Here is a 20,773-nt window from a genome sequence, read left to right on the forward strand (position 1 = left end):
CCAATGCCGAGAGGTGGACTAAGGGGACGTGGGATGAGTTCAGCCGGAGAGGGCCTGTCTCGTCCGCTGCCCGAGCAGGTCCGGTTACACGTGGTGGATCTCGCGGCGCAGGTCCTGGGCTCGATGCCCGCCACCTCGGTGCCGCCACCGCTGCGTGGCATCAGCAAGTTCGACCCCCGCAAACGGGCCCGGCTCGGCGCCACGCCGATCGCGGCGCAGCTTGAGGCGGACAAGGAGTTCCGCGAGCACGTGGCCGACGCGCTGGCCGCGGGCTGGCCCGCGCTTGTGAGCAGTCTGGCCGAGGGCACGGTGCCGCCGGCGGCCGAGCCGGTGCTGGTGGCCGCCGCGGCCTATCTCACGCGTCCGCCTGGCTGGCCGGACATGGTGGAGAGTGCCCGGTGCGAGCTTGAGCGCACGGCGGCGGCGGAGGGGTCGGCCAACGAGCAGACCATCACCCGGCTGCGTGAGCAGGTGGCGCTGCTCAAGAGCTCCTCCAAGGAGGAGGCCGAGCGCCTGCGTGAGCAGCTCAAGGCGGCCCGATCGGAGAATTCCGATCTGCGGAGGAAACTCCACGACGCCCGCGAGCGGGCCAAGTCCGCCGAGCGCCGCGCGGCCGAGAGCGAGCAGGCGGCCGAGGAGGCACGTGTGGCGCTCGCCGGCGCCGGCAGCGCGAGCGAGACCGAGCTGCGCCGGCTGCGCGAGCGGCTCGCCGACGCCGAGCGGCAGATGGAGGCGACGCGCCGGGCGGCCAGGGAGGGCCGCAGCGTCGAGGACGCGCGGCTTCGCCTGCTGCTGGACGCGTTGCAGGACGCCGCGGCGGGGCTGCGCCGGGAGCTGGCGCTGCCCTCGACGATCTCGCGCCCGGCCGACTCGGTGACCGCGGCCTCGCCGGGCCAGCCGGGGGTTCCGGCGCGGGCGCTCTCCGACGACGACCCGGCGCTGCTCGACCAGTTGCTCGCGTTGCCCCGCCCGCATCTGATCGTCGACGGCTACAACGTCACCAAGGGCGGCTACGGCGGGCTCACTCTCGCCGATCAGCGCACGCGGCTGCTGACCGGCCTCGGCGGTCTCGTCGCGCAGACGCGCATCGAGGTGACGTGCGTCTTCGACGGCGCGGAACTCAACGCCCCGGTGCAGGTCGTGGCGCCGCGCGGGGTCAGAGTCATGTTCAGCGTCCCAGGTCAGAGCGCCGACGACCTGATAAGGCAGCTCGTGCGGGCCGAGCCCAAAGGGCGGGTCATCGCGGTGGTGTCCTCCGACCGCGAGGTGGCCGATTCCGTGCGCAGGATGGGAGCGAGGCCGGTTCTGTCCGGTCTGCTGCTGCGCCGACTTGGTCGCGCTTGACTCACGTTTCCCGTCAATCCCGACAAAACTATGAGTCGGGTGCCGTGTCTTCTGTACTATTTCGCCCCAGGTCCTGAGCACTGCGCCCCCGTCAGGTCACTCGCTACTCGCCGGTAGATCCGAGGGCGCGGTCGCGCGACCCCGCCGGGTCGGCCCCCGCAGGCAGGGGTTCCCGGCAAGAAGTAGAGGCTTGTGGGAGGGTGAAAACACGTTGGCCGCGAGGTTTGGCCGCATTGCTGTGACCATGGGGGTTGTTTCTGCAGCGCTCCTTCTCCCCCTCGACGGAGCCGTGGCCGATCCAAGGCCTACCGTCGCCCAGGCCAGGGCCAAGCTCGAGAAACTGAACGACGAGGCCGACAAGGTCGTCGACAAGTACAACCTCGCCGGGGAGCGCCTGAAGGCGGCCCGCAAGAAGCACTCGGGGCTCGACGCCGAATATCGGCGGCAGAACGCCAGCGTCGCCGACATGCGCCAGCGGCTCGTCTCGGTCGCCGTCAACCGCTACCGCTTCGGTGAGATGACCGGGTGGCCCACGCTGGCCGCCGAGAACAACCCGGCCGCGCTCCTCAGCGGCATGGCGGCGGTCGACCACGTTTCCTCGGAGCAGGCCGCGATCCTTATCGCGTTCGAGGAGGCCAACCGGTCCCTGCGCGATCGCAGGGACAAGGCCAAGACGGCGCTCGCCGAGGCCGACAAGATCAGGGACGAGCTGCGCGACGAGAAGGAAAAGGTCGAGAAGCTGATCAAGGAGCAGACCAAGCTGCTGCGCCGGCTCGGCCGGTTGAGGGTGGGCAATCCCCAGGGCACCGGGCAGAAGTACACCGGCTCGGCGTCCGGCAACGCCCGCTCCGTCCTCCAGTTCGCCTACGGCCAGCTCGGCAAGCCGTACCGCTACGGTGCCACCGGCCCGGGAAGCTGGGACTGCTCCGGGCTCACCCAGGCCGCCTGGCGGGCGGCGGGCGTCACCCTGCCCCGCACCACCTGGCAGCAGTGGAGCTGGGGGTCGAGCCGCAAGGTCTCCCTCGACGCGCTCCAGCCTGGCGATCTCATCTTCAGCCACGGGCTCGGTCACGTCGGCATCTACGCGGGCGGCGGCAAGTTCGTCCACGCCCCGCAGACCGGGGACGTGGTCAAGATCAGCGACCTGTCCACACGCCGGGGCCGGCTCGTCGGCGCTATACGCCCCTGAGCGGCGGTCTCGCCGCTTCTGCGTCGTCCGCGCCACCGGGCGGCGCTCATGCCGTGCGCGGGGCGGGGGAGGGTCCTTGCGGCCCTCTCCCGCCCTCCGGCGGTCTCATCCGGAGAGATCACGAGTGATTTCTGCACGCGCTGTGGAACGATCAAACGCGCGCGTCTCCGTGATCATTGCCACATCCCCGTCGTCGCCCGGCGCCGCGTAGGGCGCCGATCATGCGGGAACGTGACCACCGCGAAGCATGGCTATTTACGCAATGCTTGATTGTGCCGATTAAGAGGGGGCTGACGTGCGCCTTGAGGCATGCGAGCGACGTGTTGCCGCTGGATGCGGCGGGTGTGACCGGTGGGGCGAGTGAGCCGCCGGAAGGTCACGATCTGGAAAATGTGACAAGGGTCACATTTGCATAACGTGCGCCCTGATTTATCAGGGCTTTTGGATGAAATTTCATGTTTACATGATCTTTATCTTTGGTTGGGGCTTTGCTGAAATATGACGATCGGAGTACGTTCCCGTTCGGCGGCAGCAAGCCATGCGTCGGCCCGCTCTGAGCGCCCCCCGTCCGGAGCGAGTTGTGATCCCGGAGCCTCGCCCCCCATGAGGCTCCGGAAGTATCCGCCTAATCCACGCAGTCAGGAGGCGTGGAGCCGGGGGCCCAAAAGTCCAGTTTTTCTGGGCTAGGGGTGAATCAGCACGTTTGTGTTGTAGGGCGAACTTCCACGCCCGAACCCGTCAGCTAACCCGGTAGGCATTGGTGGAAGACCCAAGGAGCAATCCTGTCTACGTCACCCCATACCCCCCTTTTGTCGCGCCTGATTCGACTAACTGTCGGAGGAGTCGCACTCACCCTCACCGCCTCCGCAGGAGCCGTCACCCTCGGCCTTCCGGCACACGCGGCGAGCCCCATCCCCCCAAACCCCCCGGTCGTCACCTACGATCCCGCTGACGCTCTGGTCGAACCCAGTACGGCAGAGGCCGCCGAGGACACCAAGAAGGCCGACAAGGCCAAGAAGCCCACGGCGAAGCCCGCCAAGCAGAAGAAGCTCAGCAAGGCCGCCAAACAGCGACTCAAGGCGAAGAAGGCCATCAAGGTCGCCAAGAAGCAGGTCGGAGACCCCTACCGGTACGGCGCGACCGGCCCGAACGCCTTCGACTGCTCAGGCCTCCTCGTCTACTCCTGGCGCAAGGCCGGAGTGAAACTGCCGCGGACCTCCCACAGCCAGTTCCGCGGAATCGCCAAGAAGGTCTCCTGGAAGAACCTGAAGCCCGGTGACCTGATGTTCTTCCACGGCAAGGGCCATGTCGGGATGTACATCGGCAAAGGCAAGATGGTGCACTCGCCGAGCAGCGGCAAGCATGTCCGCATCGACAAGCTGAGCCAGTGGCGCAAGTCGTCCTTCAGTGGAGCGGTCCGCCCCGGACTGTAATGACCGTCACACCCGACCGATGGGTTCCCCGCCCACGGCCGGCACGACCCCTCGGGGGGTAAACCTGGGAACACCTCCCGAGAGCGGTCACCGCCACGCACGGCCGTCAGGGTGCTGGGAGACAGGCCCCGTCCACTCGCCGGGACGGGGCTTTCCCATGTCCGCCGTACTCTCCGCCGGTGTCACCCGCGTCCCCACGCCTGCACCCGGCCCGCCACATGCCAGGTGTGATCCCGCCCCCCGGCTCCCGGCGATAAGCTCTGCGAGCATGTGTTCGGGCAAACCACACCTCGCCTGGGCAAGCGGTGGGTGAGGCCGCCGCCCGCCGCACGACCGCCCTCCCCGTGCCGGCCGATCGGGCGCCCAAGGGCTGCCGGGTGGCCGGCCGTTCCGCCGTGCCGTCGTTGACCCGCCGCCTGCTCTTCCCCACTCTCGCGGGCCTCGCCTGCCTGTCCCTCCCCGTCAGGGACACGCCGCCGCGCCCGCCCGGCACGGGGCCCGCGGTGATCCGCGGTCCGCACTCCCTCGTCGTCGGCTACGCCGCCGACTCCGCCCTCGTGCACGACATCGCCGGCCGCGTCGGCCCGGCCTGGCAGCGCGTGGCCGGAGTGTGGGGCTCGGCCGCGTGTGCCGTCGTGCTGGTCCCCGGCACCGAGCGTATGGCGCGGGTCATCGCCGGCGACGCCGTACTCGACGGGCTGGCCGCCGTGGCGACGCTCAACCGGGTCGTCGTGAACCCGGACCAGTTCACCCGCCTCACCCCCACCGGCAGGGACGTGGTCCTCGCGCACGAGCTGACCCACGTGACGACGGGCGCCGCCGTCAGCGGGGTGCCCATCTGGCTGGTGGAGGGGTTCGCCGACTACGTCGGATATCGCGACACCGGCCTGCCCGCGCGGGTGGCGGCGGCCGAGCTCGCGGCCGAGGTGCGCGCCGGGGCCGTGCCGTACCGGCTGCCGGAGCGTGAGGACTTCGAGCCCGGCGCGCCCCGGATCGCCCAGGCATATGCCGAGGCGTGGCTCGCCTGCGGCCTGCTAGCGGCACGCTTCGGCGAGGACGCGCTGGTGAGGCTCTACCGTGATGCGGAGCGGCTCGGCATCGACGCCGCACTGTCGGAGCTTGGTATGACGGTCCCCGGACTGACCGCCGCGTGGCGTGTCCACGTCCGGGAGACCCTTGCCTGAGGGGGACTCATGAGCGCGCCGGACACCGCCGCCGACCCGCCGCCGGCCGCGGAGAGCGATCCGCGGCAGCCAGCGGCGAGCCCGCGCGGAGCGGGCATCGGCGTCGCGCTGCTGGGCGCGGCGCTGGTGGCCGTCGTCGTGCTCACCACCCCGTGGCGGGCGCTCCCGGCGGGCACGCCGGTTGTGCCCGCCGAGTCCGCCAGGGACTTCACCGCCGCGCAGATCGCCCGCTCTGCGGCCCTCGACACGGCCACCAGCGTGCCCGCGTACCTGTCGCTGGGGCTGACCCTGATCGTGGCCGGTCTGCTGACGCTGACGCCGTTCGGCACGCGGCTGCTCGGGCGGCTGCGGGGGCCGTGGTGGGTGCGTGTGCCGCTCGGCGTGCTCGCGATCACCGTGGTCACCGAGGCGCTGCGGTGGCCGCTCGGCATGTGGATGGAGACCTATCTGCGTGACTTCGGCCTGTCCACGCAGGCATGGCCGGCCTGGTCGCTCGACCGGCTGATGTCGCTCGGGGTGCGCACGGGCCTGCTGGCCTTCGTGGTGCTCGTCGTGGTGGCGCTGGCGCGCCGCCTGGCGCGGTGGTGGATCCCGGCCGCCGCAGGGGTGTTCCTGCTCACGGTCGGCGCGTCGTTCGTCTACCCGGTCGTGTTCGAGCCGCTCTTCAACGACTTCCGCTCCATGCCCGCCGGGCAGCTCCGCGACGACCTGCTCGCCATGGCCGCCCGCGACGGTGTGCCGGTCTCCGACGTGCTCGTGGCCGACGCCTCCCGCCGCACCACCGCACTCAACGCCTATGTGTCGGGGTTCGGGGCCACCAAGCGCATTGTCGTCTACGACACGCTGCTGAAGGCCCCCGTCGAGGAGGTACGCGTCGTCGTCGCCCACGAGCTCGGCCACGCCAAACACGACGACGTGCTCTACGGCACGCTCATCGGCGGCCTCGGCGCGGCCTTCGGCACATGCCTGCTCGCCGCCGTCACCTCCACGGGTTTCCTGCGGCGGCGCACAGGCATCGCCTCCCTCGCCGACCCGCGGGCCGCCGGGCTCGTCCTGAGCCTGATCAGCATCGGCACCGTGTTGTCCGGCCCGGCGCAAAACCTCATCAGCCGGCAGATCGAGGGCCGCGCCGACGTGCACGCGCTCGACCTCACCCGTGACCCGGCCACCTTTGTGGCCATACAGCAGCGCCTCGCGACCACCAACCTGTCGGACCTGGCGCCCGACCCCCTCGAGTACGTGCTCTACTTCTCACACCCGCCCACCCCCGAACGCATCGCCATCGCCCGCTCGTGGGCTCTGCTCAACCGGCTGCCACAGCCGTGAGCATCCCCCGCACACTGATCGTCACCAATGACTTCCCGCCCCGGGCAGGCGGCATCCAGTCGTTCGTCCACGGGCTCGCCCGCTGCCTGCCCCCCGAGTCCGTGGTCGTTTACGCGCCCGCCTGGCGGGGGTGCGCCCGCTTCGACGACCGCGAGCCGTATCCCGTGGTGCGCCACTCCTCCTCCCTCATGCTGCCGTCCCGCGCGGTGGCGTCCCGGGCCGCGTCGTTGATCGAGAAGCACGGGTGCGACACCGTGGTCTTCGGCGCGGCGGCCCCCCTCGGGCTCATCACCCCCGGTCTGCGCGCCGCCGGCGCGAAACGCGTGGTCATGCTCACCCACGGGCACGAGGCGTCCTGGGCCAGCGTGCCCCTCGCCCGCACCCTCCTGCGCCGCATCGGCGAACACGCCGACGTCATCACCTACCTGGGCGAATACACGCGGCGGCGGCTCACCCGCGTCATCAGGGAGCCGGCTCTCGTACGGCTCGCGCCCGGCGTCGACACCGACGTCTTCCGGCCCGGCGCCGGGGGCACGCGCATCCGGTCGGCCCTCGGCCTCGGCGACGCGCCGGTCGTCGTGTGCGTGTCCCGGCTTGTCCCGCGCAAGGGGCAGGACACCCTCATCCGGGCGTGGGCTTCGGTGCGCCGTGCCGTACCCGGGGCGGTGCTGCTGCTGGTCGGCGGCGGGCCGCAGCAGGCGCGGCTCCGGCGCATGGTGCATCTGCGGGGGCTGGGCGGCGCGGTGCGGTTCACCGGGCCGGTGACGTGGTCGTCGTTGCCGGCCTGCTTCGACGCGGGCGACGTGTTCGCCATGCCGTGCCGTACGCGTCTGGCGGGCATCGACGTGGAAGGGCTCGGCATCGTCTACCTGGAGGCGTCGGCGACCGGGCTGCCGGTCGTGGCCGGCCGGTCGGGCGGCGCCCCCGACGCCGTGCTCGACGGCGAGACGGGACTGCTCGTGGACGGCACCTCGGTGGCCGAGGTGGCCGCGGCCTTGACCCGCCTGCTCACCGACCCGGCCACCGCGCGGCGGATGGGCGAGCGGGGCCGGGCCTGGGTGGAGCGCGAGTGGGGGTGGAAGCGGGTCGGGGCGAGGTTCGGGGAGATCCTCGCCGACCACGGGACAACCGGTGCTCAGTAGAGCGCGTTGATCTCCGCGGCGAAGTCGCGGGTCACGATGTCGCGCTTGATGCTGAGTTTCGGGGTGAGGTGGCCGCTCTCCTCGGTGATGTCCACGTCGAGCACCGCGAACTTCTTGATGGACTCGGCTGTCGACACCTGCTTGTTGGCCTCGTCGACGGCCTTCTGGATCTCCGCGCGGAGAAGTTCGTCCTTGGTGAGGTCCGCGATGGAGGCGTTCTCGCGCCCGTTCGCGGCCTTCCACTGCTCGATGGCCTCGGGGTCGAGTGTGACCAGGGCCGCGATGAACGGCCGGTCGTCACCGACGACCAGTGCCTGGGACACCAGAGGGTGGGCGCGGATGCGGTCCTCCAGCGGGGCGGGGGCGACGTTCTTGCCGCCCGCCGTCACGATGATCTCCTTTTTGCGGCCCGTGATGCGCAGGTAGCCGTCGTTGTCCAGCTCGCCCAGGTCGCCGGTGTGGAACCAGTTCTCCTCGTCGATGACCTCGGCGGTGGCCTCGTCGTTGTTCCAATATCCCTTGAAGATGTGGCGGCCCTTGACGAGGATTTCCTTGTCGTCGGCGATGAGGATCGTCACGCCGGGGAAGGGCTTGCCCACGGTGCCGATCTTGTTGGCCCCCGGCATGTTCACCGTGGAGGGGGCCGAGGTCTCGGTCAGTCCGTATCCCTCGAAGACCTCGATGCCGACACCGCGGAAGAAGTGGCCGAGCCGGTCGCCCAGCGCCGACCCGCCCGACACCGCCGCGGACAACACTCCGCCGGTGGCCGCGCGCAGCTTGGAGTAGACGAGCCGGTCGAACAGCGCGTGCCGCAGCCGCAGGCCCAGCCCGGCGCCGCCCGAGCTTTCCGCCTTACTCCACGTGATCGCCACCTCGGCGGCTCTGTGGAAGATCTTGCCCCGCCCGCCGGCCACGGCCCGCTGCTCGGCCGCGTTGTAGACCTTCTCGAACACGCGGGGCACGGCAAGCAGGAAGGTGGGCTTGAAAGTGCGCAGGTCGGGGGCGATGTCACGCATGTTGGGGCTGTGGCCGATGACGGTGGCGCTCTCGATCAGCACCACCGAGATGATGCGGGCGAAGCTGTGCGCGAGCGGAAGGAACAGCAGCGCGGCCCGGTCGCGGACCTGGAACAGCGGCTCAAGCGGGCCGGAGATGATGTTGCGCGCGGTGAAGAGCAGGTTGTCATGGGTCAGGCGGCATCCCTTGGGCATGCCGGTCGTGCCCGAGGTGTAGATGATGGTGGCGAGATCGGCACCGATGCGGCTGGTGCGGCGCTCGTGCATGGTCTCGTCGGAGACATCGGCGCCGCTTTCTGTCAGCTTCGCCAGTGCGCCGTCCTCGATGCGCCAGATGTGCTTCACGTCCGGCAGGTCGGCGAGGACGCTGCGCACTGTCTCCTCGTGGCCGTCGTGCTCCACGACGACGGCCTTGCTGCCGCTGTCGCCGAGGATCCACTTGACCTGTTCGGCGGAGGAGGTCTCGTAGATCGGCACACCCACCGCGCCCGCGGCCAGGATCGCGTAGTCCAGAACCGTCCACTCGTAGCGGGTGCGCGACATCAGCGCCACCCGGTCGCCGGGCCCCACACCCGCCGCGATCAGCCCCTTGGCGACCCCGGCCACTTCGTCGCGGAACTCGGCCGCGGTGACCGCCGTCCACTCCTCGCCCGACTTGCGGCGGATGATGACCGTGCCGGGATCGGTGTCGGCCCGGTTGAACACCGTATCGGTGAGGGTTGCGGAAGCAGGCACATCGACAAGGACGGGGACGCTGTACTCGCGCACGGTGACTCCTCCAGGGGCGTGGGCTGCCTGGACGTTACCGCGTTAAGTTACGCTCGGGTAGATCCGTCACCCATGCGTTATCAAGGGCATTTCCACGTTATCAGTCGTTAATTAGGCCCCAGGCCGTTCATCGCTTCTCCGAACATCCTGTATCGCGGTGTTACCCGGTGCGCGGCCCGCGTCAAACACGCGTCGTGAAGTTCTCCGGGGGGTGTGAAACCAGTACGGTGGCCCTATGGCTGACCGCACCAGCTCGCGCATCACCATCGCCGCCGACCGTCCCGCCATCCTGGCGGTGATCGCCGACTTCCCCGCCTACCCGCAATGGGCCGGCCAGGTGAAGTCCGCGGAGGTGCTCTCCACCGACGAGGAAGGGCGTCCCGCCGAGGTGCGCTTCAAGGTGGACGCCGGGGTGATCGTCGATGACTACACCCTTGTCTACGAGTGGCTCGGCGACGAGGCGGTCACGTGGAGCATGGTCTCCACCGGCCGCATGCTGGCCGCCCTCGACGGAAGCTACCGGCTCACCCCTTCCGGCGGCGGCACCGAGGTGGTCTACGACCTCTCGGTCGACGTCAAGGTGCCGATGCTCGGCATGATCCGCCGCAAGGCGGAGAAGGTCATCGTGGACACCGCGCTCAAGGGGCTGAAGAAGCGGGTCGAGTCCGCATAGCGGTCTTTCGTGGCAGATCATCGCCCGAGTAGAGGCAAGTGCCCGACCTTGGGGACCGGGGACGGCTATTCTGAGTCGGGCTCAAGATGATCAAGAGGGGGCCCGGGGCAAAAGGGGATTTCCATGCCTGAGAGCAGTGCCGACAAGTCCTGGAGTCAGCGCGAGACGGATCGCGTTCCCCCGACGGTCGACCCTACGCGACCAAGCATCGCCAGGATCTACGACGCCATCCTCGGCGGTAAGGACAACCTGGCGGTCGACCGTGCCGTGGCGGAGGCGGCCTTCAAGGCGTTCCCCGACGGAGGCGAGGCCGCCAAGCACAACCGCGCGATTCTGGCTCGCGCCGTGCGCTACATGTGCGAACAGGGCATCGACCAGTTCCTCGATCTCGGTTCGGGGCTGCCCACGGTGGAGAACACCCACGAGATCGCCCAGCGGATCAACCCCGACGCCAAGGTCGTCTACGTGGACAACGACCCCGTCGTGCTGGCACACGGCCGGGCGCTGCTCGCCACCAACGGCAACACCAGTGTGGTGACCGCCGACCTGCGCGATCCGGAGGGCGTGCTCTCACATCCCGAGGTCGCCGGCTTCCTGGATCTGACACGGCCGATCGGACTGCTGCTTGTGGCCGTCGTCCATCATGTGCTCGACGAGGAGGAACCTGGCCGCATACTCGAGGCCTACAAGGAGGCCATGGCGCCCGGCAGCCACCTGCTCCTCACCCACTTCTCGTCGGCCGCCCCCGAGGCCCGGGCGCTGGAGTCGGTGCTGCTGCGCACCATCGGCCGCGGAAAGCTCCGCGACCGCGACGAGATCACGGACTTCTTCTCCGGTCTGGACCTGGTCGAGCCGGGCGTGGTGCACCCGCCGGACTGGCGCCCGGACGAGGTCCAGGGGCCGGAGCCCCAGCTCATCAGCCGCCTGCTCTACCTCGGCGGTGTGGGACGCAAGCCCGTCGCCTCCTGAAGGAGGCGGGCGTTGATCGTCTCGGGGAGCCGCTCTCGGCCGTAGGCGCGCCCACCGGGGGGCTCCTCGGGTAGCGTTTCGAGGCAGGAGGGCGAAATGAGCGACAACAGCGAGCAGAGCCGTCGTAGAGGCGGCAAAACCACAGGCGGCAGGGCTGCGAGTGCCCGCCGTACACGCCCCGGCGGCCCCTCCGAGAACCAGGAGACTGCGGTGACCGAGAGCGAGAGGGACGTGGCGGCGGGCGAGGGGACGGCGGCGAAGCCGGGGAGCGCGACCACGACCACGGCCGGCGCCGCGAAACGCACCCGCAAGCCGAGGCCCGCGGCGGACACCCCCGCGACGGCGTCCGGCGAGCCCGCGCCTTCCAAGCCCAGGACCAGGGCGAAGGCCGCGAGCGCCGCCGACGGCGGTACGGCGGAAGCCGGCACGACCGGCACCCCCGCGCCCACGGCCTCGACACCGGCCAAGCGCACCGCCACCGGTCGCCGTGCGTCTTCGGCTAAGCGTGTGGCGGCTGAAGCCACCGAAGGCACCGCATCGGGGAGCGCCGCGGCCGAACCGGCCAAGGAGCCCGAGACCGGCACGGCTAAGAGCATGACCAGGAGCACGGCCAAGAAGACGGCCGGGGCGACGGCCCGCACCTCCTCGTCGGCCAGGAAATCGACCTCGGCCAGGGCGGCGTCGGCTAAGAAGGCAACGGCAGACACGGCACCGGCTGAGGCGGCGGTGATCGAGGCGGCGCCGGCTGAGACGGCAGTGACCGAGGCGGCGTCGGCCGGGGCTGCGGAAGCCAAGGCGGCACCTGCTAAGGCCGCCTCGGCTGGGCGGACGCAACCTAAGGCCGCGTCAGCCACGGAGACGTCGGCCAAGGCCGCACCGGCCACGGAGGCTGGGGCCAAGGAGGCTGGGGCCGAGGCCGCACCGGCCAGGCGGACGCGGGCTAAGACAGCGCCGGCTAAGACAGCGCCGACCACGGAGGCTGGGGCCGAGGCCGCGCCGGCTAAGCGGACGCGGGCTAAGACAGCGCCGGCTAAAACAGCGCCGGCTAAGACAGCGCCGACCACGGAGGCTGGGGCCGAGGCCGCGCCGGCTAAGCGGACGCGGGCCAAGGCAGCGCCGGCCAAGGAGGCTGCGGCCAAGGAGGCTGGGGCCGAGGCCGCACCGGCCAAGGAGGCTGCGGCCGAGGCCGCACCGTCCGAGCCGGTGACCAGGCGCCGGACGGCTGCCAAGCCCAAGATCGCCGAGCCTGTGACCGGTGACGTCTGGGCGGAGGAGACGCGTGCCGCCGCCGAGGCGGACGAGGTGCGGCAGACCGCTCTCAGGGGTCGGGTCCAGGGGGCTCGTGAGGCCTACGGGCCGGATCGCCGGCGGATCGTCGCCCCTGGTGCCCCCACCACCGAGTCGGCCGGTTCCGCAGAGGTGGCGGGTTCGGCGGCTTCCACCGGGGCCGCCGCTTCCGAAGAGGTTGTCCGGCCCGCCGCCCCCGCCCCCGTGGGCAAGGGTGAGGTGGAGCAGGAGCGGCCTGCGGATGAGGAGCGGGCGCGGAGTGTTGATCGCGAGCGGGTCAACGAGGGCATCCGGGAGGCCGAGCGGATGGGGCGTGAGGCCATCGGCACGGTGGCCGACGAGGCGGCCAAGTGGTTGTCCTCCCTGCAGGCGCGGGCGACGCGTGAGGTAGGGAAGGCCGTGGTGCGGGGTGGCGCCCGGGGCATCGGTCAGGTGATCTCGGACTTCACGGGCTCTCGCCGTACACGCCCGGAGCAGTCCCGGGACGTGTGGGCCGAGGCGGTGGCGGAGCAGCACGAGGAAGAATACGTGTGCCGGGCCTGCCCGGTGTGCCGGGCCATCGCGGCGCAGCGGGATTCGGGCAACGACGTCACCGGTCACCTCATGGCGGCGGGCGGCGAGGTCATGTCGGCGATGCGGCAGATCGTCGATGTGTTGCAGCGCCCGCAGCCGCCGCGCAAGCGCGGCGGCTCCGATCGCGCGGACCTCGGCTGACCGGGCATCCCCTGGGGAATGGTTTCCAACATGTTGACCATCGGTGTGGACATCGGCGGCACGAAGATCGCCGCAGGAGTAGTCGACGAGAACGGCCGGGTGCACGAGCACATGCTCCGCCCCACCCCCGCGGACGACGTCGACCGTGTCGCGGACACGATCGCCGACATGGTGCACGAGTTGCGCCGCGGGCGCGAGATCGAGGCGGTCGGGCTGGGCGCGGCGGGCTTCGTCGACGAGACCAGATCCGTCGTCCGCTTCGCGCCCAATCTGGCGTGGCGTGAGGAGCCACTCCAGAAGCGGGTGGCTGACGTCGTCGGATTGCCCGTGGTGGTCGAGAACGACGCCAACGCGACCGCGTGGGCCGAGGCCCGGTTCGGCGCCGGGCGGGGTCAGAGCCACATGGTCTGTGTGACGGTCGGCACGGGCATCGGCGGTGGGCTGGTGTTCGACGGTGCGCTTTACCGAGGCCGGTGGGGCATGGGCGCCGAGCTCGGCCATATGCAGGTCGTGCCGGGCGGGCGGTTGTGCGGGTGCGGCAACCTCGGCTGCTGGGAGCAATACGCGAGCGGAAACGCCCTGGTCGTCGAGGCCAGGGAGATCGCCGCCGCCGACCCCGACCGGGCCCGCGTCCTGCTGGGACTCGCCGGCGGCACGATCGAGGGCGAGGAGATCACCGAGGCGGCCCGGCAGGGTGACGAGGCGGCCTTGGCGGCGTTCGAGAGCCTGGCAGGTTGGCTGGCTCAGGGGATGGCCGATCTGAGCGCCGTGCTCGACCCGGGGTGCTACGTCATCGGCGGCGGCGTGTCGCGTGCCGCCGACCTGTTCGTCGATCGGGTGCGTGAGGTCTACGTGTCGGTGCTCACCGGCAGGGGACACCGGCCGACGGCGGAGATCCGCCTGGCGGAGCTCGGCGCGGAGGCCGGCCTGGTCGGCGCGGCCGACTTGGCACGCAAGCGATAACCACGTCGCGCGGCCGGTGAGGTCACTCGGCTGACAGGTGGTGGGCCGGGGTCTCTAACCTCGGCCCACCCTTTATGGGACGGTGCGGGGGCCTTCGATGACCATCAGGGTGGCGACCTACAACGTGCGCTCGATGTACGACGACGTCGGAGCGCTCAGCCGGGTCCTGCGGTCGATCGCGCCCGACGTCCTGTGCGTGCAGGAGGCGCCGCGTTACTGGCGGTGGCGGCACCGGCGGCGCCGCCTGGCCGAGGGGGCGGGCATGACGGTGGCGGCGGGCGGCCGGGTGGGCGGGGTCGCCGTCTACGTGGCCTCCGGCGTACGCGTCGTGCACGACGAGGGCCACGCGTTGCGCCGTTTCCCGAGGCTGGAGCGGCGCGGGCTCGCGGTGGCGGTGGTCGAGGCGCGGGGTGTACGGCTGGCCGTGGGATCGATGCACCTGGATCTCAGGGCCGATGCCCGGCTTGTTCATGTGGCCGAGGCGGTGGAACTCACCGAGGCGGCGGCGCGGGCCCACGGCGCCTCCGTGGTGCTCGCCGGTGACGTCAACGAGCAGGACCACCAGCCCGCCTGGCGCTATCTGGCGGACCGTTTCACCGACTGCTACGCGCACGCGCCGCGCGGCGACGGCCTGTCGTTTCCGGCCAGGCGGCCGGGGCGGCGCATCGACGCGGTGTTCGCCGCGCACGACCTGACCGTGCTGGGATGCGGCATCGGGGAAGCCGATTCCGGAGACCTGTCGGCGGCTACGGATCACCTGCCCGTTGTCGCCGATCTTGCCACGCATCGGACATAGTCCGGCAAGGAAGGCCACTAAGTGTCCGGTGAGGGCCGTACGATCTCAAACATGACCCGCCGCTCAATGCGGCGTGCATCGGTCGTGTGCGCGGCAGCCGCGCTTTTCGCCTCAGCGACTCCGGCCGTCTCCGCGCACGCCGATCCGACCCGTCCGCCTGTGGCCGAAGCATGGCAGCAGTCCACAAGTGCTCGGTTGCGCACAGATGGATCCCTGTCCGATGTGGTCGCCGTGTCGGCCACCGAGGTGTGGGCCGTCGGGCAGCAGGAGATCTGGGACGTGTGGCAGAACCGCGGCGTGATCACCAGGTGGGACGGCAAGGCCTGGACGCAGGTGCCGATCCGCAACGACGCGACGGGTGCGGGCCACCTGCGGTCCGTCGCCGCCGCCGGACCCGGCCAGATGTGGACGGTGGGCGACGGCCACGACGGCCAGCCATACATCGCGAGGGGCGACGCGAACGGCTTCGACCGGGTCACCGTGGACGAGCTGCGGAGCGGTGACTGGCTCGGCGGGGTCGCGGCTGCGCAGGGCAAGGTCGTCGCAGTCGGCAGCCGGGAGGGCAAACCCCTGGTGGTCGCGAGGGACGGGGGATCCTGGACGCTGACGCCGATGAAGAACCGCGGGGTGTTGTACGGCGTGGCGCTGTCGGCCAAAGGCGACGGGTGGGCCGTCGGCGACACCGCGGGGCAGCCGCTGGTCATGCGCCTGTCGTCGGGGGAGTGGAAGCGTGTCTCGCTGCCGTCTGTGCCCGGCGGTTATCTGCGTGACATCCACGTCGACTCCCCGCGCCGCGCGCTTGCCGTGGGCGGGGTTTTCCGCGGTCCGGGGGACGTCACGCCGCTCGTGATGGCCTGGAACGGCAAACGCTGGTCCGAGGTGGACGTGCCCGACGGCGATGCCAAACTCTACGGTGTCTCAGGGGACGGCAAGGGGAGGTTCTGGATCTCGGGGGCCGATCCCGGCCGCCCGACCGAGCCCTTCCTGATGCGCTTCGAGCATGGCAAAGGCAAGATCATTCGTGGTACGGCGGGGGCCAAGGGCAGCACGGTCCGGCTGCAGGCCGTCACGAGTGTGCCGGGCACTTCGGCAGTCTGGTCGGTCGGCCACATCGTGGACTCGGCCGACCGTTACACCGACGTCGTCAAGCGGTTCGGCGGGCCCTCCGACCGGTAGGCACCCGTCCGCGCCGTACACGATCCCTGCCGGCGAGGTCAGGCACGCGGCGCTGTGCCGTACACGATCAGGCCCCGGCTATGCCGTACACGATCGTGCCGGCGAGGGTGGGGGCCTGGGCGGCGGGGGAGAAGAGCGACTGATCCATCAGCCACGTGATGGCCACGCCGTTGAGTGCGGAGATCACGGTGAGGGCGGCGGTCTCGGGGGCGACGCCCGGGCGCAGGGGCAAACCGCTCTCGGCGAAGAGGGTGGTGAGCCGGGCCGTCTGCTCCTTGGTGGCCGCGCGTTTGTCGGCCATGCCCGTGTCGTGCACCGGCACCGCCTCGTTGGCGAGGATGGTGACCGACAGCAGCCTCCGGACCACCGGGTCCGCCTCCATTTCCGTGATGAAACGCACGAGGAAGGCACGCAGGCGGTCCGCCGGCGGGGCGTCTCCCTCCAGCTCCGCCCAGATGCGGCCGGTCGCCTCGTCCCATAGCTCCGACAAGGTGGACAGGTAGAGCGCGGACTTGTCGCGGAAATGGTGATAGGCCGCCCCGCGGGTCACTCCGGCGCGTGCCGTGATGTCGGCGAGGCTCGCACCGTTGAACCCCCGCTCGGCGAACACCTCAAGGGCGGCGTGGAGGAGCGCCTTCCTCGTGGCGGCGGCTTCATCCGCTGTGCGTCTCATGGTTAGATTGTCGCATACATACATTCATGTTTGTATATAACCATCCGACGGAAGGGAGAGTCACATGGCCGATCTGAAGGCCGACGATGTCGACAGCCAGATGGCTGAGCTGTTCGACGCCTACTTCGCGATACTCGAACCGGACCTGCCCGGGATGAGGCAGGAGATCGAACGGCGGGCCCAGGCGCTCGTGGAAGCCCGCGGCGATCTGCTGGTCGACGGCGCCGCCCGCTACAACGTGCACATGTCGGCGGTCCTGCTCGCCACCTACAACCTGCTCCGCGAGCGGATGCCGGGCGCCGAGGCCGTCGAGAAGGTGAAGCACGCCTTCCTCGACCCCATGAGGGAGGGGATTCGGCACGGCATGACGGCCGCGCTCGATCAGGCACCCGACCCGTTCAGCCTGATCGTCGAGATATCGAAGTCGAACGAGGAGCAGCGTTACGGCGCCTCGTTTGACTTCGTGCGCGAACGGGATGACGAGGACGCCTATCTCCTCGAAATACGGCGCTGCGCCTACAACGACGTCCTCCGGGGCGCCGGGGCGCCCGAACTGGTGCCGGTCTTCTGTGAGTTCGACCGGTCGTGGATCGAGGCCATCGACCCCGATCGCCATGGCTTCGCCTTCGACCGCCCCACCACTCTGGCCGCCGGCCACGGGAGTTGCGGTTTCCACTGGCGCCGCACCCGGCCGGCGTCCGCCGGGGACGACTGACACCCGGCTCCAGGCACTCCGGACGTACTCGGTGCCGTGGTGAGGGGGCGGGAGGAGGCACCGAGGGGACCTGGGCGGTCCCCGCTCAGACGACCGCGCCGTCGTCCCAGCCGGAGTCGTTCGGAGGACCGTCGCCCATGCGAATCACGAGGGCGACGAAACCACCGATGAAGGCGGCGACCGCGCCGAACAGCGCCCATCCCTCCATGTGCCAGCCGAGCATGGCCGCCATCAGCAGATAGGCGGGGCCGCCGAACAGGGCCAGCCAGGCGAGCTTGGTCGTGGTGTCGGCCTTGGGCAGGGGAGGAGGAGGCGGGGGATCGTAGTGGCCCTCGTCGTCCCTGCCGTCGTCGCCGGACTGATCCTTGTCCTGCTCCACGGGGTCCTGGTGCGAGAGGTCCAGCGCCTCGTGGTCGAAGCGGCGGCGGCCGAGGGGACGGCGGGACACGGTGCCGAGCTCGGTGCCCTCGAAGGGGTCGCGTAGATCGCGCAGGTCGGGATGATCGCGGAGGTCGCCGTGGTCGTGCGGCTCCCTCTGGTCTTTGGCGTCGGGCTGATCGCCGGGCTCCCGGGGGTCGGTCTGCGGTGTGGCGGGCAGATCGGCGGTCGGGTCGTCATCGCCGACGCGATCGCCGAGCCGGGCCGCCGGCTCGGGAGTGAGATTCTCACTGTCCGGCCACGGCTGGTCGCTCGAGCCGCGCTCGTCCGGGGCGTGGAAGGACGCGACGATCTGACGCCAGACCTCGTCCTCATCGCTCTGCGGCGTCACGTGACTGTCTTCATCGGCCGGTCGCTTCCTTGTGTAAGACCGCGCATCTCCCCCTGCTCGCGATCAGTCTCTCTGTAAGGGTACAGAGGCATGTGTCCTGATGAAGTCGAGGCTCCCCGAGAAGATGCGATCTGCCTCATTGTCGAGGGTCGCGACGTGATAACTGTCCATCAGTTGAACGATTTCCAGATTGCCGTTGGTCAGCCGTTCGCGAAGAATGCGGACGCTTTCCGGCTTAACAACGTGATCTTCGGGGCTATGGTAGACCAATACCGGCTGAGTGATGCGATAGAGCTCCGATTGCACCAGTGACCATAGTCGGGGCAGCGTCGCGGCGGCCCGCACCGGGGTGCGCGTGTAGGCGAGCTCGGTCACCCCCGGCTTCTTGATGTCCCCCGACACCCCCGGCACCGAGGGCACAAAAAGCTTGAGCAGCGGCGCGAGGCGCAGCAGCGGCACGTCGATGGCGAGGGACGGGTTGACCGTCACCACCCCGCGCACGGTCTCGCCGTAGACCTCCGCGAGTCTGAGCGCCATGCAGCCGCCCATCGACAGGCCCATGACGAACACCTCGGCGCATCGGCCGCGGAGGTCGCCGAAGGCGAGGTCCAACTCGGCATACCAGTCTTCCCAGCGCGTGCGGTTCATCTCCTGCCACGTGGTGCCGTGGCCGGGGAGCCTGGGGAGCGACACGGTGAGGCCCGCGGCGGCGAGATGCTCGCCCCAGGGGCGCATGGACTGGGGTGTGCCGGTGAATCCATGGCAGAGAAGGACGCCGACCTGGCCACCCTCGTGGTGGTATGGCTCGGCACCTGGCATGAGTGGCATCGCCCGGCCTCCTCGCGCTGCGGCTGGTCGACTGATCGTCGCATGCCGGGGGGTGATTGTGCGAGGGGTGGGCTTGGTGCGGGAGAAGCCATGGCCGGAAGATGGGAAGATAACGCGTGCTTGATGACTCGAACCCCGAGATGAGGTGCCTCCGGTGTTCTACTGGGTGGTTAAGGTAATTTTGAAGCCGATCCTCCATCTGGTGTTCCGCCCCTGGGTCGAGGGCGTCGACAACGTCCCCCGAGAGGGGCCCGTCATCCTCGCAGGCAACCACCTTTCGTTCGCCGACCACTTCTTCGGGCCCCTCTACCTGCCCCGCAAGGTGATCTCCCTCGGCAAGGCGGAATATTTCACGGGCAGGGGCATCAAGGGCAAGCTCAGCCGGGCGTTCTTCACCGCCGTGGGCACCGTGCCGGTCGACCGCTCCGGCGGCAAGGCCAGTGAGGCCGCCCTGCGCACGGGGCTGCGGGTGCTCGGCGAGGGTGAGGTCCTCGGCATCTACCCCGAGGGCACACGATCCCCCGACGGCCGTCTCTACAAGGGCAAGACCGGCGTCGCCCGCCTCGCGCTGGAGTCCCGGGTGCCGGTCATCCCGTGGGCGGTGATCAACACGTTTGAGATGATGCCGCCGGGCCGTCTGATTCCCCGGCTCGGCATTCAGCCGGGCGTGCGCTTCGGCAAGCCGCTGGATTTCTCCCGTTACTACGGCATGGAAGACGACCGGCTGGTTCTGCGGGCCGTCACGGACGAGATCATGTATGCCTTGATGGAGCTCTCCGGACAGGAATACGTCGACAAATACGCCGCGAGTGCCAAGGTGGAGATGGCACGCGCCGCCAAACAGGCCAAGCAGGGCCTGACCGGATCATGACCGCAGGGCTCTCTGGCGCTGACATACCGCGTTCCGCATAGAGTTGGCGGGTGAGTTCCGCCCTTTACGGCCGTGACGTCCTCATTCTTGATGGAGGTTTGGCGACAAGACTGGAAGCCCTGGGAAACGACCTGCGCGACGACCTATGGTCGGCCCGGCTTCTCGCCGACGACCCCGAAGTGATCCTCCGGGCTCACCGCGACTACTTCACCGCCGGTGCCGACGTCGCGACCACAGCCAGTTATCAGGCCACCATCCCCGGCCTCATGCGCCGGGGATGCTCGGCCGCCGAGGCCGAGCGCCTGATCTCCCTCTCGGTCGAGATCGCCGGCCGCGCCCGCGACGAGCACGGCAGCGGCCTGGTGGCCGCCAGCGTCGGCCCCTATGGCGCCTACCTCGCCAACGGGGCCGAATACACCGGCGACTACGACCTCGACGAGGACGGCCTCACCGACTGGCACCGCGACAGGTGGCACCTGCTCGCCGGCACCGACGCCGACCTGCTCGCCTGCGAGACCATCCCGTCGTACGGCGAGGCCCAGGCACTCGCCCGCCTCCTCGACGAGACCCCCGACGTCCGCATCTGGGTGAGCTTCTCCTGCCGGGACGAGGCACACATCAGCGACGGCACCCCGCTGAAGGACGCCGCCGCCGTGTTCTCCGGCCACCCGAGGGTCGTCGCGGTCGGGATCAACTGCACCCAGCCCCGCTATATCCCCTCCCTGATCCGGTGCGTCGACAACTTCCCGGTCGTCGTCTACCCGAACTCCGGCGAGGACTACGACCCCGTCGCCGGGACATGGACCGGTTTCACCGAACCCGACGAGTTCGCCCAGGCCGCGGTGGCATGGTTCGCGGCCGGGGCGAGCCTCATCGGGGGCTGCTGCCGTACGACACCCGAGCACATCCGGGGTGTCCGGGCCCGCCTGTCCTGAGC

The 20,773-nt window shown here is 70.1% G+C and carries 20 protein-coding genes and 1 riboswitch; of the genes, 15 read left to right on the forward strand and 5 right to left on the reverse strand.

Features of this window, described 5'->3' with window-relative positions; translation table 11 throughout:
* Positions 1 to 33 precede the first annotated feature (33 nt).
* The 6 genes from Ssi02_RS02095 (at position 34) to Ssi02_RS02120 (ending at position 7,618) form a co-directional block, all read left to right on the forward strand.
* Positions 34 to 1,344 (forward strand): NYN domain-containing protein, encoded by a 1,311-nt coding sequence (locus Ssi02_RS02095; protein ID WP_204020474.1) that lies wholly within the window; start codon positions 34 to 36, stop codon positions 1,342 to 1,344.
* A gap of 289 nt (positions 1,345 to 1,633) precedes the next feature.
* The gene (locus tag Ssi02_RS02100) at positions 1,634 to 2,533 is read left to right on the forward strand and encodes a C40 family peptidase (protein ID WP_239128530.1); all 900 of its coding nucleotides are present in this window, start codon (positions 1,634 to 1,636) and stop codon (positions 2,531 to 2,533) included.
* Between the two features lie 612 nt (positions 2,534 to 3,145).
* Positions 3,146 to 3,305, forward strand: a riboswitch (cyclic di-AMP (ydaO/yuaA leader).
* A gap of 37 nt (positions 3,306 to 3,342) precedes the next feature.
* Entirely contained in the window at positions 3,343 to 3,966 is a 624-nt protein-coding gene (locus Ssi02_RS02105) for a C40 family peptidase (RefSeq protein WP_239128531.1), read from the forward strand.
* 305 nt (positions 3,967 to 4,271) lie between these two features.
* Positions 4,272 to 5,150: a gluzincin family metallopeptidase gene (locus tag Ssi02_RS02110; protein ID WP_204020478.1), complete on the forward strand. Its 879-nt coding sequence runs from the start codon at positions 4,272 to 4,274 to the stop codon at positions 5,148 to 5,150.
* A 9-nt stretch (positions 5,151 to 5,159) separates the two neighbouring features.
* A complete protein-coding gene (locus tag Ssi02_RS02115) occupies positions 5,160 to 6,476 on the forward strand; it encodes a M48 family metallopeptidase (protein ID WP_204020480.1) in 1,317 nt (438 codons plus the stop codon).
* A gap of 2 nt (positions 6,477 to 6,478) precedes the next feature.
* Complete coding sequence (locus Ssi02_RS02120) at positions 6,479 to 7,618, forward strand: glycosyltransferase family 4 protein (protein WP_204021372.1); 1,140 nt, start codon at positions 6,479 to 6,481, stop codon at positions 7,616 to 7,618.
* On the opposite strand, the gene Ssi02_RS02125 is transcribed toward Ssi02_RS02120, so the two are convergent.
* Complete coding sequence (locus tag Ssi02_RS02125) at positions 7,612 to 9,402, reverse strand: AMP-dependent synthetase/ligase (RefSeq protein ID WP_204020482.1); 1,791 nt, start codon at positions 9,400 to 9,402, stop codon at positions 7,612 to 7,614. The genes Ssi02_RS02120 and Ssi02_RS02125 overlap by 7 nt on opposite strands.
* A 235-nt stretch (positions 9,403 to 9,637) precedes the next feature.
* Between Ssi02_RS02125 and Ssi02_RS02130 the strand changes: the two genes are divergently transcribed.
* Positions 9,638 to 10,075: an SRPBCC family protein gene (locus tag Ssi02_RS02130; protein ID WP_204020484.1), complete on the forward strand. Its 438-nt coding sequence runs from the start codon at positions 9,638 to 9,640 to the stop codon at positions 10,073 to 10,075.
* A gap of 123 nt (positions 10,076 to 10,198) precedes the next feature.
* Complete coding sequence (locus tag Ssi02_RS02135; protein WP_204020486.1) at positions 10,199 to 11,044, forward strand: SAM-dependent methyltransferase; 846 nt, start codon at positions 10,199 to 10,201, stop codon at positions 11,042 to 11,044.
* Here the strand turns inward: Ssi02_RS02135 and Ssi02_RS02140 are convergent.
* Positions 11,005 to 11,838 (reverse strand): hypothetical protein, encoded by an 834-nt coding sequence (locus Ssi02_RS02140; protein ID WP_204020488.1) that lies wholly within the window; start codon positions 11,836 to 11,838, stop codon positions 11,005 to 11,007. The two genes, Ssi02_RS02135 and Ssi02_RS02140, sit on opposite strands and share 40 nt — an antisense overlap.
* Before the next feature lie 409 nt (positions 11,839 to 12,247).
* Between Ssi02_RS02140 and Ssi02_RS02145 the strand changes: the two genes are divergently transcribed.
* From Ssi02_RS02145 to Ssi02_RS02160, 4 genes are all read left to right on the forward strand, one after another.
* On the forward strand, positions 12,248 to 13,045 hold the full coding sequence (locus tag Ssi02_RS02145; protein WP_204020490.1) for a hypothetical protein: 798 nt from the start codon (positions 12,248 to 12,250) through the stop codon (positions 13,043 to 13,045).
* A 30-nt stretch (positions 13,046 to 13,075) separates the two neighbouring features.
* Positions 13,076 to 14,008: an ROK family glucokinase gene (locus Ssi02_RS02150; RefSeq protein ID WP_204020492.1), complete on the forward strand. Its 933-nt coding sequence runs from the start codon at positions 13,076 to 13,078 to the stop codon at positions 14,006 to 14,008.
* Between the two features lie 97 nt (positions 14,009 to 14,105).
* The gene (locus Ssi02_RS02155; RefSeq protein ID WP_204020494.1) at positions 14,106 to 14,804 is read left to right on the forward strand and encodes an endonuclease/exonuclease/phosphatase family protein; all 699 of its coding nucleotides are present in this window, start codon (positions 14,106 to 14,108) and stop codon (positions 14,802 to 14,804) included.
* 51 nt (positions 14,805 to 14,855) lie between these two features.
* Positions 14,856 to 15,980 (forward strand): NHL repeat-containing protein, encoded by a 1,125-nt coding sequence (locus Ssi02_RS02160; protein ID WP_204020496.1) that lies wholly within the window; start codon positions 14,856 to 14,858, stop codon positions 15,978 to 15,980.
* A 67-nt stretch (positions 15,981 to 16,047) separates the two neighbouring features.
* On the opposite strand, the gene Ssi02_RS02165 is transcribed toward Ssi02_RS02160, so the two are convergent.
* Entirely contained in the window at positions 16,048 to 16,653 is a 606-nt protein-coding gene (locus Ssi02_RS02165; RefSeq protein WP_204020498.1) for a TetR/AcrR family transcriptional regulator, read from the reverse strand.
* A gap of 64 nt (positions 16,654 to 16,717) precedes the next feature.
* On the opposite strand from Ssi02_RS02165, the gene Ssi02_RS02170 reads away from it, so the two are divergent.
* Complete coding sequence (locus tag Ssi02_RS02170) at positions 16,718 to 17,368, forward strand: L-2-amino-thiazoline-4-carboxylic acid hydrolase (RefSeq protein ID WP_204020499.1); 651 nt, start codon at positions 16,718 to 16,720, stop codon at positions 17,366 to 17,368.
* 85 nt (positions 17,369 to 17,453) lie between these two features.
* On the opposite strand, the gene Ssi02_RS38500 is transcribed toward Ssi02_RS02170, so the two are convergent.
* Together Ssi02_RS38500 and Ssi02_RS02180 are read right to left on the reverse strand one after the other, a co-directional pair.
* Complete coding sequence (locus tag Ssi02_RS38500; protein WP_239128532.1) at positions 17,454 to 18,137, reverse strand: DNA translocase FtsK 4TM domain-containing protein; 684 nt, start codon at positions 18,135 to 18,137, stop codon at positions 17,454 to 17,456.
* A 63-nt stretch (positions 18,138 to 18,200) separates the two neighbouring features.
* Positions 18,201 to 18,965: an alpha/beta hydrolase gene (locus Ssi02_RS02180; RefSeq protein WP_204020501.1), complete on the reverse strand. Its 765-nt coding sequence runs from the start codon at positions 18,963 to 18,965 to the stop codon at positions 18,201 to 18,203.
* Positions 18,966 to 19,119: 154 nt separating this feature from the next.
* Here Ssi02_RS02180 and Ssi02_RS02185 point away from each other — a divergent pair, with 154 nt between their 5' ends.
* Together Ssi02_RS02185 and mmuM are read left to right on the forward strand one after the other, a co-directional pair.
* A complete protein-coding gene (locus Ssi02_RS02185; RefSeq protein WP_204020503.1) occupies positions 19,120 to 19,836 on the forward strand; it encodes a lysophospholipid acyltransferase family protein in 717 nt (238 codons plus the stop codon).
* Positions 19,837 to 19,886: 50 nt separating this feature from the next.
* On the forward strand, positions 19,887 to 20,771 hold the full coding sequence (gene mmuM / locus Ssi02_RS02190) for a homocysteine S-methyltransferase (protein ID WP_204020505.1): 885 nt from the start codon (positions 19,887 to 19,889) through the stop codon (positions 20,769 to 20,771).
* Positions 20,772 to 20,773: the final 2 nt, after the last annotated feature.

The sequence above is a fragment of the Sinosporangium siamense genome (assembly GCF_016863435.1).
GTDB lineage: Bacteria > Actinomycetota > Actinomycetes > Streptosporangiales > Streptosporangiaceae > Sinosporangium > Sinosporangium siamense.

Excerpts from the sequence above, each read along its gene's own strand:
- Ssi02_RS02180 (WP_204020501.1), bottom strand. The coding sequence starts at position 18,965 with ATGCCACTCATGCCAGGTGCCGAGCCATACCACCACGAGGGTGGCCAG.
- Ssi02_RS02095 (WP_204020474.1), top strand. The coding sequence starts at position 34 with ATGAGTTCAGCCGGAGAGGGCCTGTCTCGTCCGCTGCCCGAGCAGGTC.
- Ssi02_RS02115 (WP_204020480.1), top strand. The coding sequence starts at position 5,160 with ATGAGCGCGCCGGACACCGCCGCCGACCCGCCGCCGGCCGCGGAGAGC.
- Ssi02_RS02155 (WP_204020494.1), top strand. The coding sequence starts at position 14,106 with ATGACCATCAGGGTGGCGACCTACAACGTGCGCTCGATGTACGACGAC.
- Ssi02_RS02130 (WP_204020484.1), top strand. The coding sequence starts at position 9,638 with ATGGCTGACCGCACCAGCTCGCGCATCACCATCGCCGCCGACCGTCCC.
- Ssi02_RS02170 (WP_204020499.1), top strand. The coding sequence starts at position 16,718 with ATGGCCGATCTGAAGGCCGACGATGTCGACAGCCAGATGGCTGAGCTG.
- Ssi02_RS02165 (WP_204020498.1), bottom strand. The coding sequence starts at position 16,653 with ATGAGACGCACAGCGGATGAAGCCGCCGCCACGAGGAAGGCGCTCCTC.
- Ssi02_RS02160 (WP_204020496.1), top strand. The coding sequence starts at position 14,856 with ATGACCCGCCGCTCAATGCGGCGTGCATCGGTCGTGTGCGCGGCAGCC.
- Ssi02_RS02150 (WP_204020492.1), top strand. The coding sequence starts at position 13,076 with ATGTTGACCATCGGTGTGGACATCGGCGGCACGAAGATCGCCGCAGGA.
- Ssi02_RS02135 (WP_204020486.1), top strand. The coding sequence starts at position 10,199 with ATGCCTGAGAGCAGTGCCGACAAGTCCTGGAGTCAGCGCGAGACGGAT.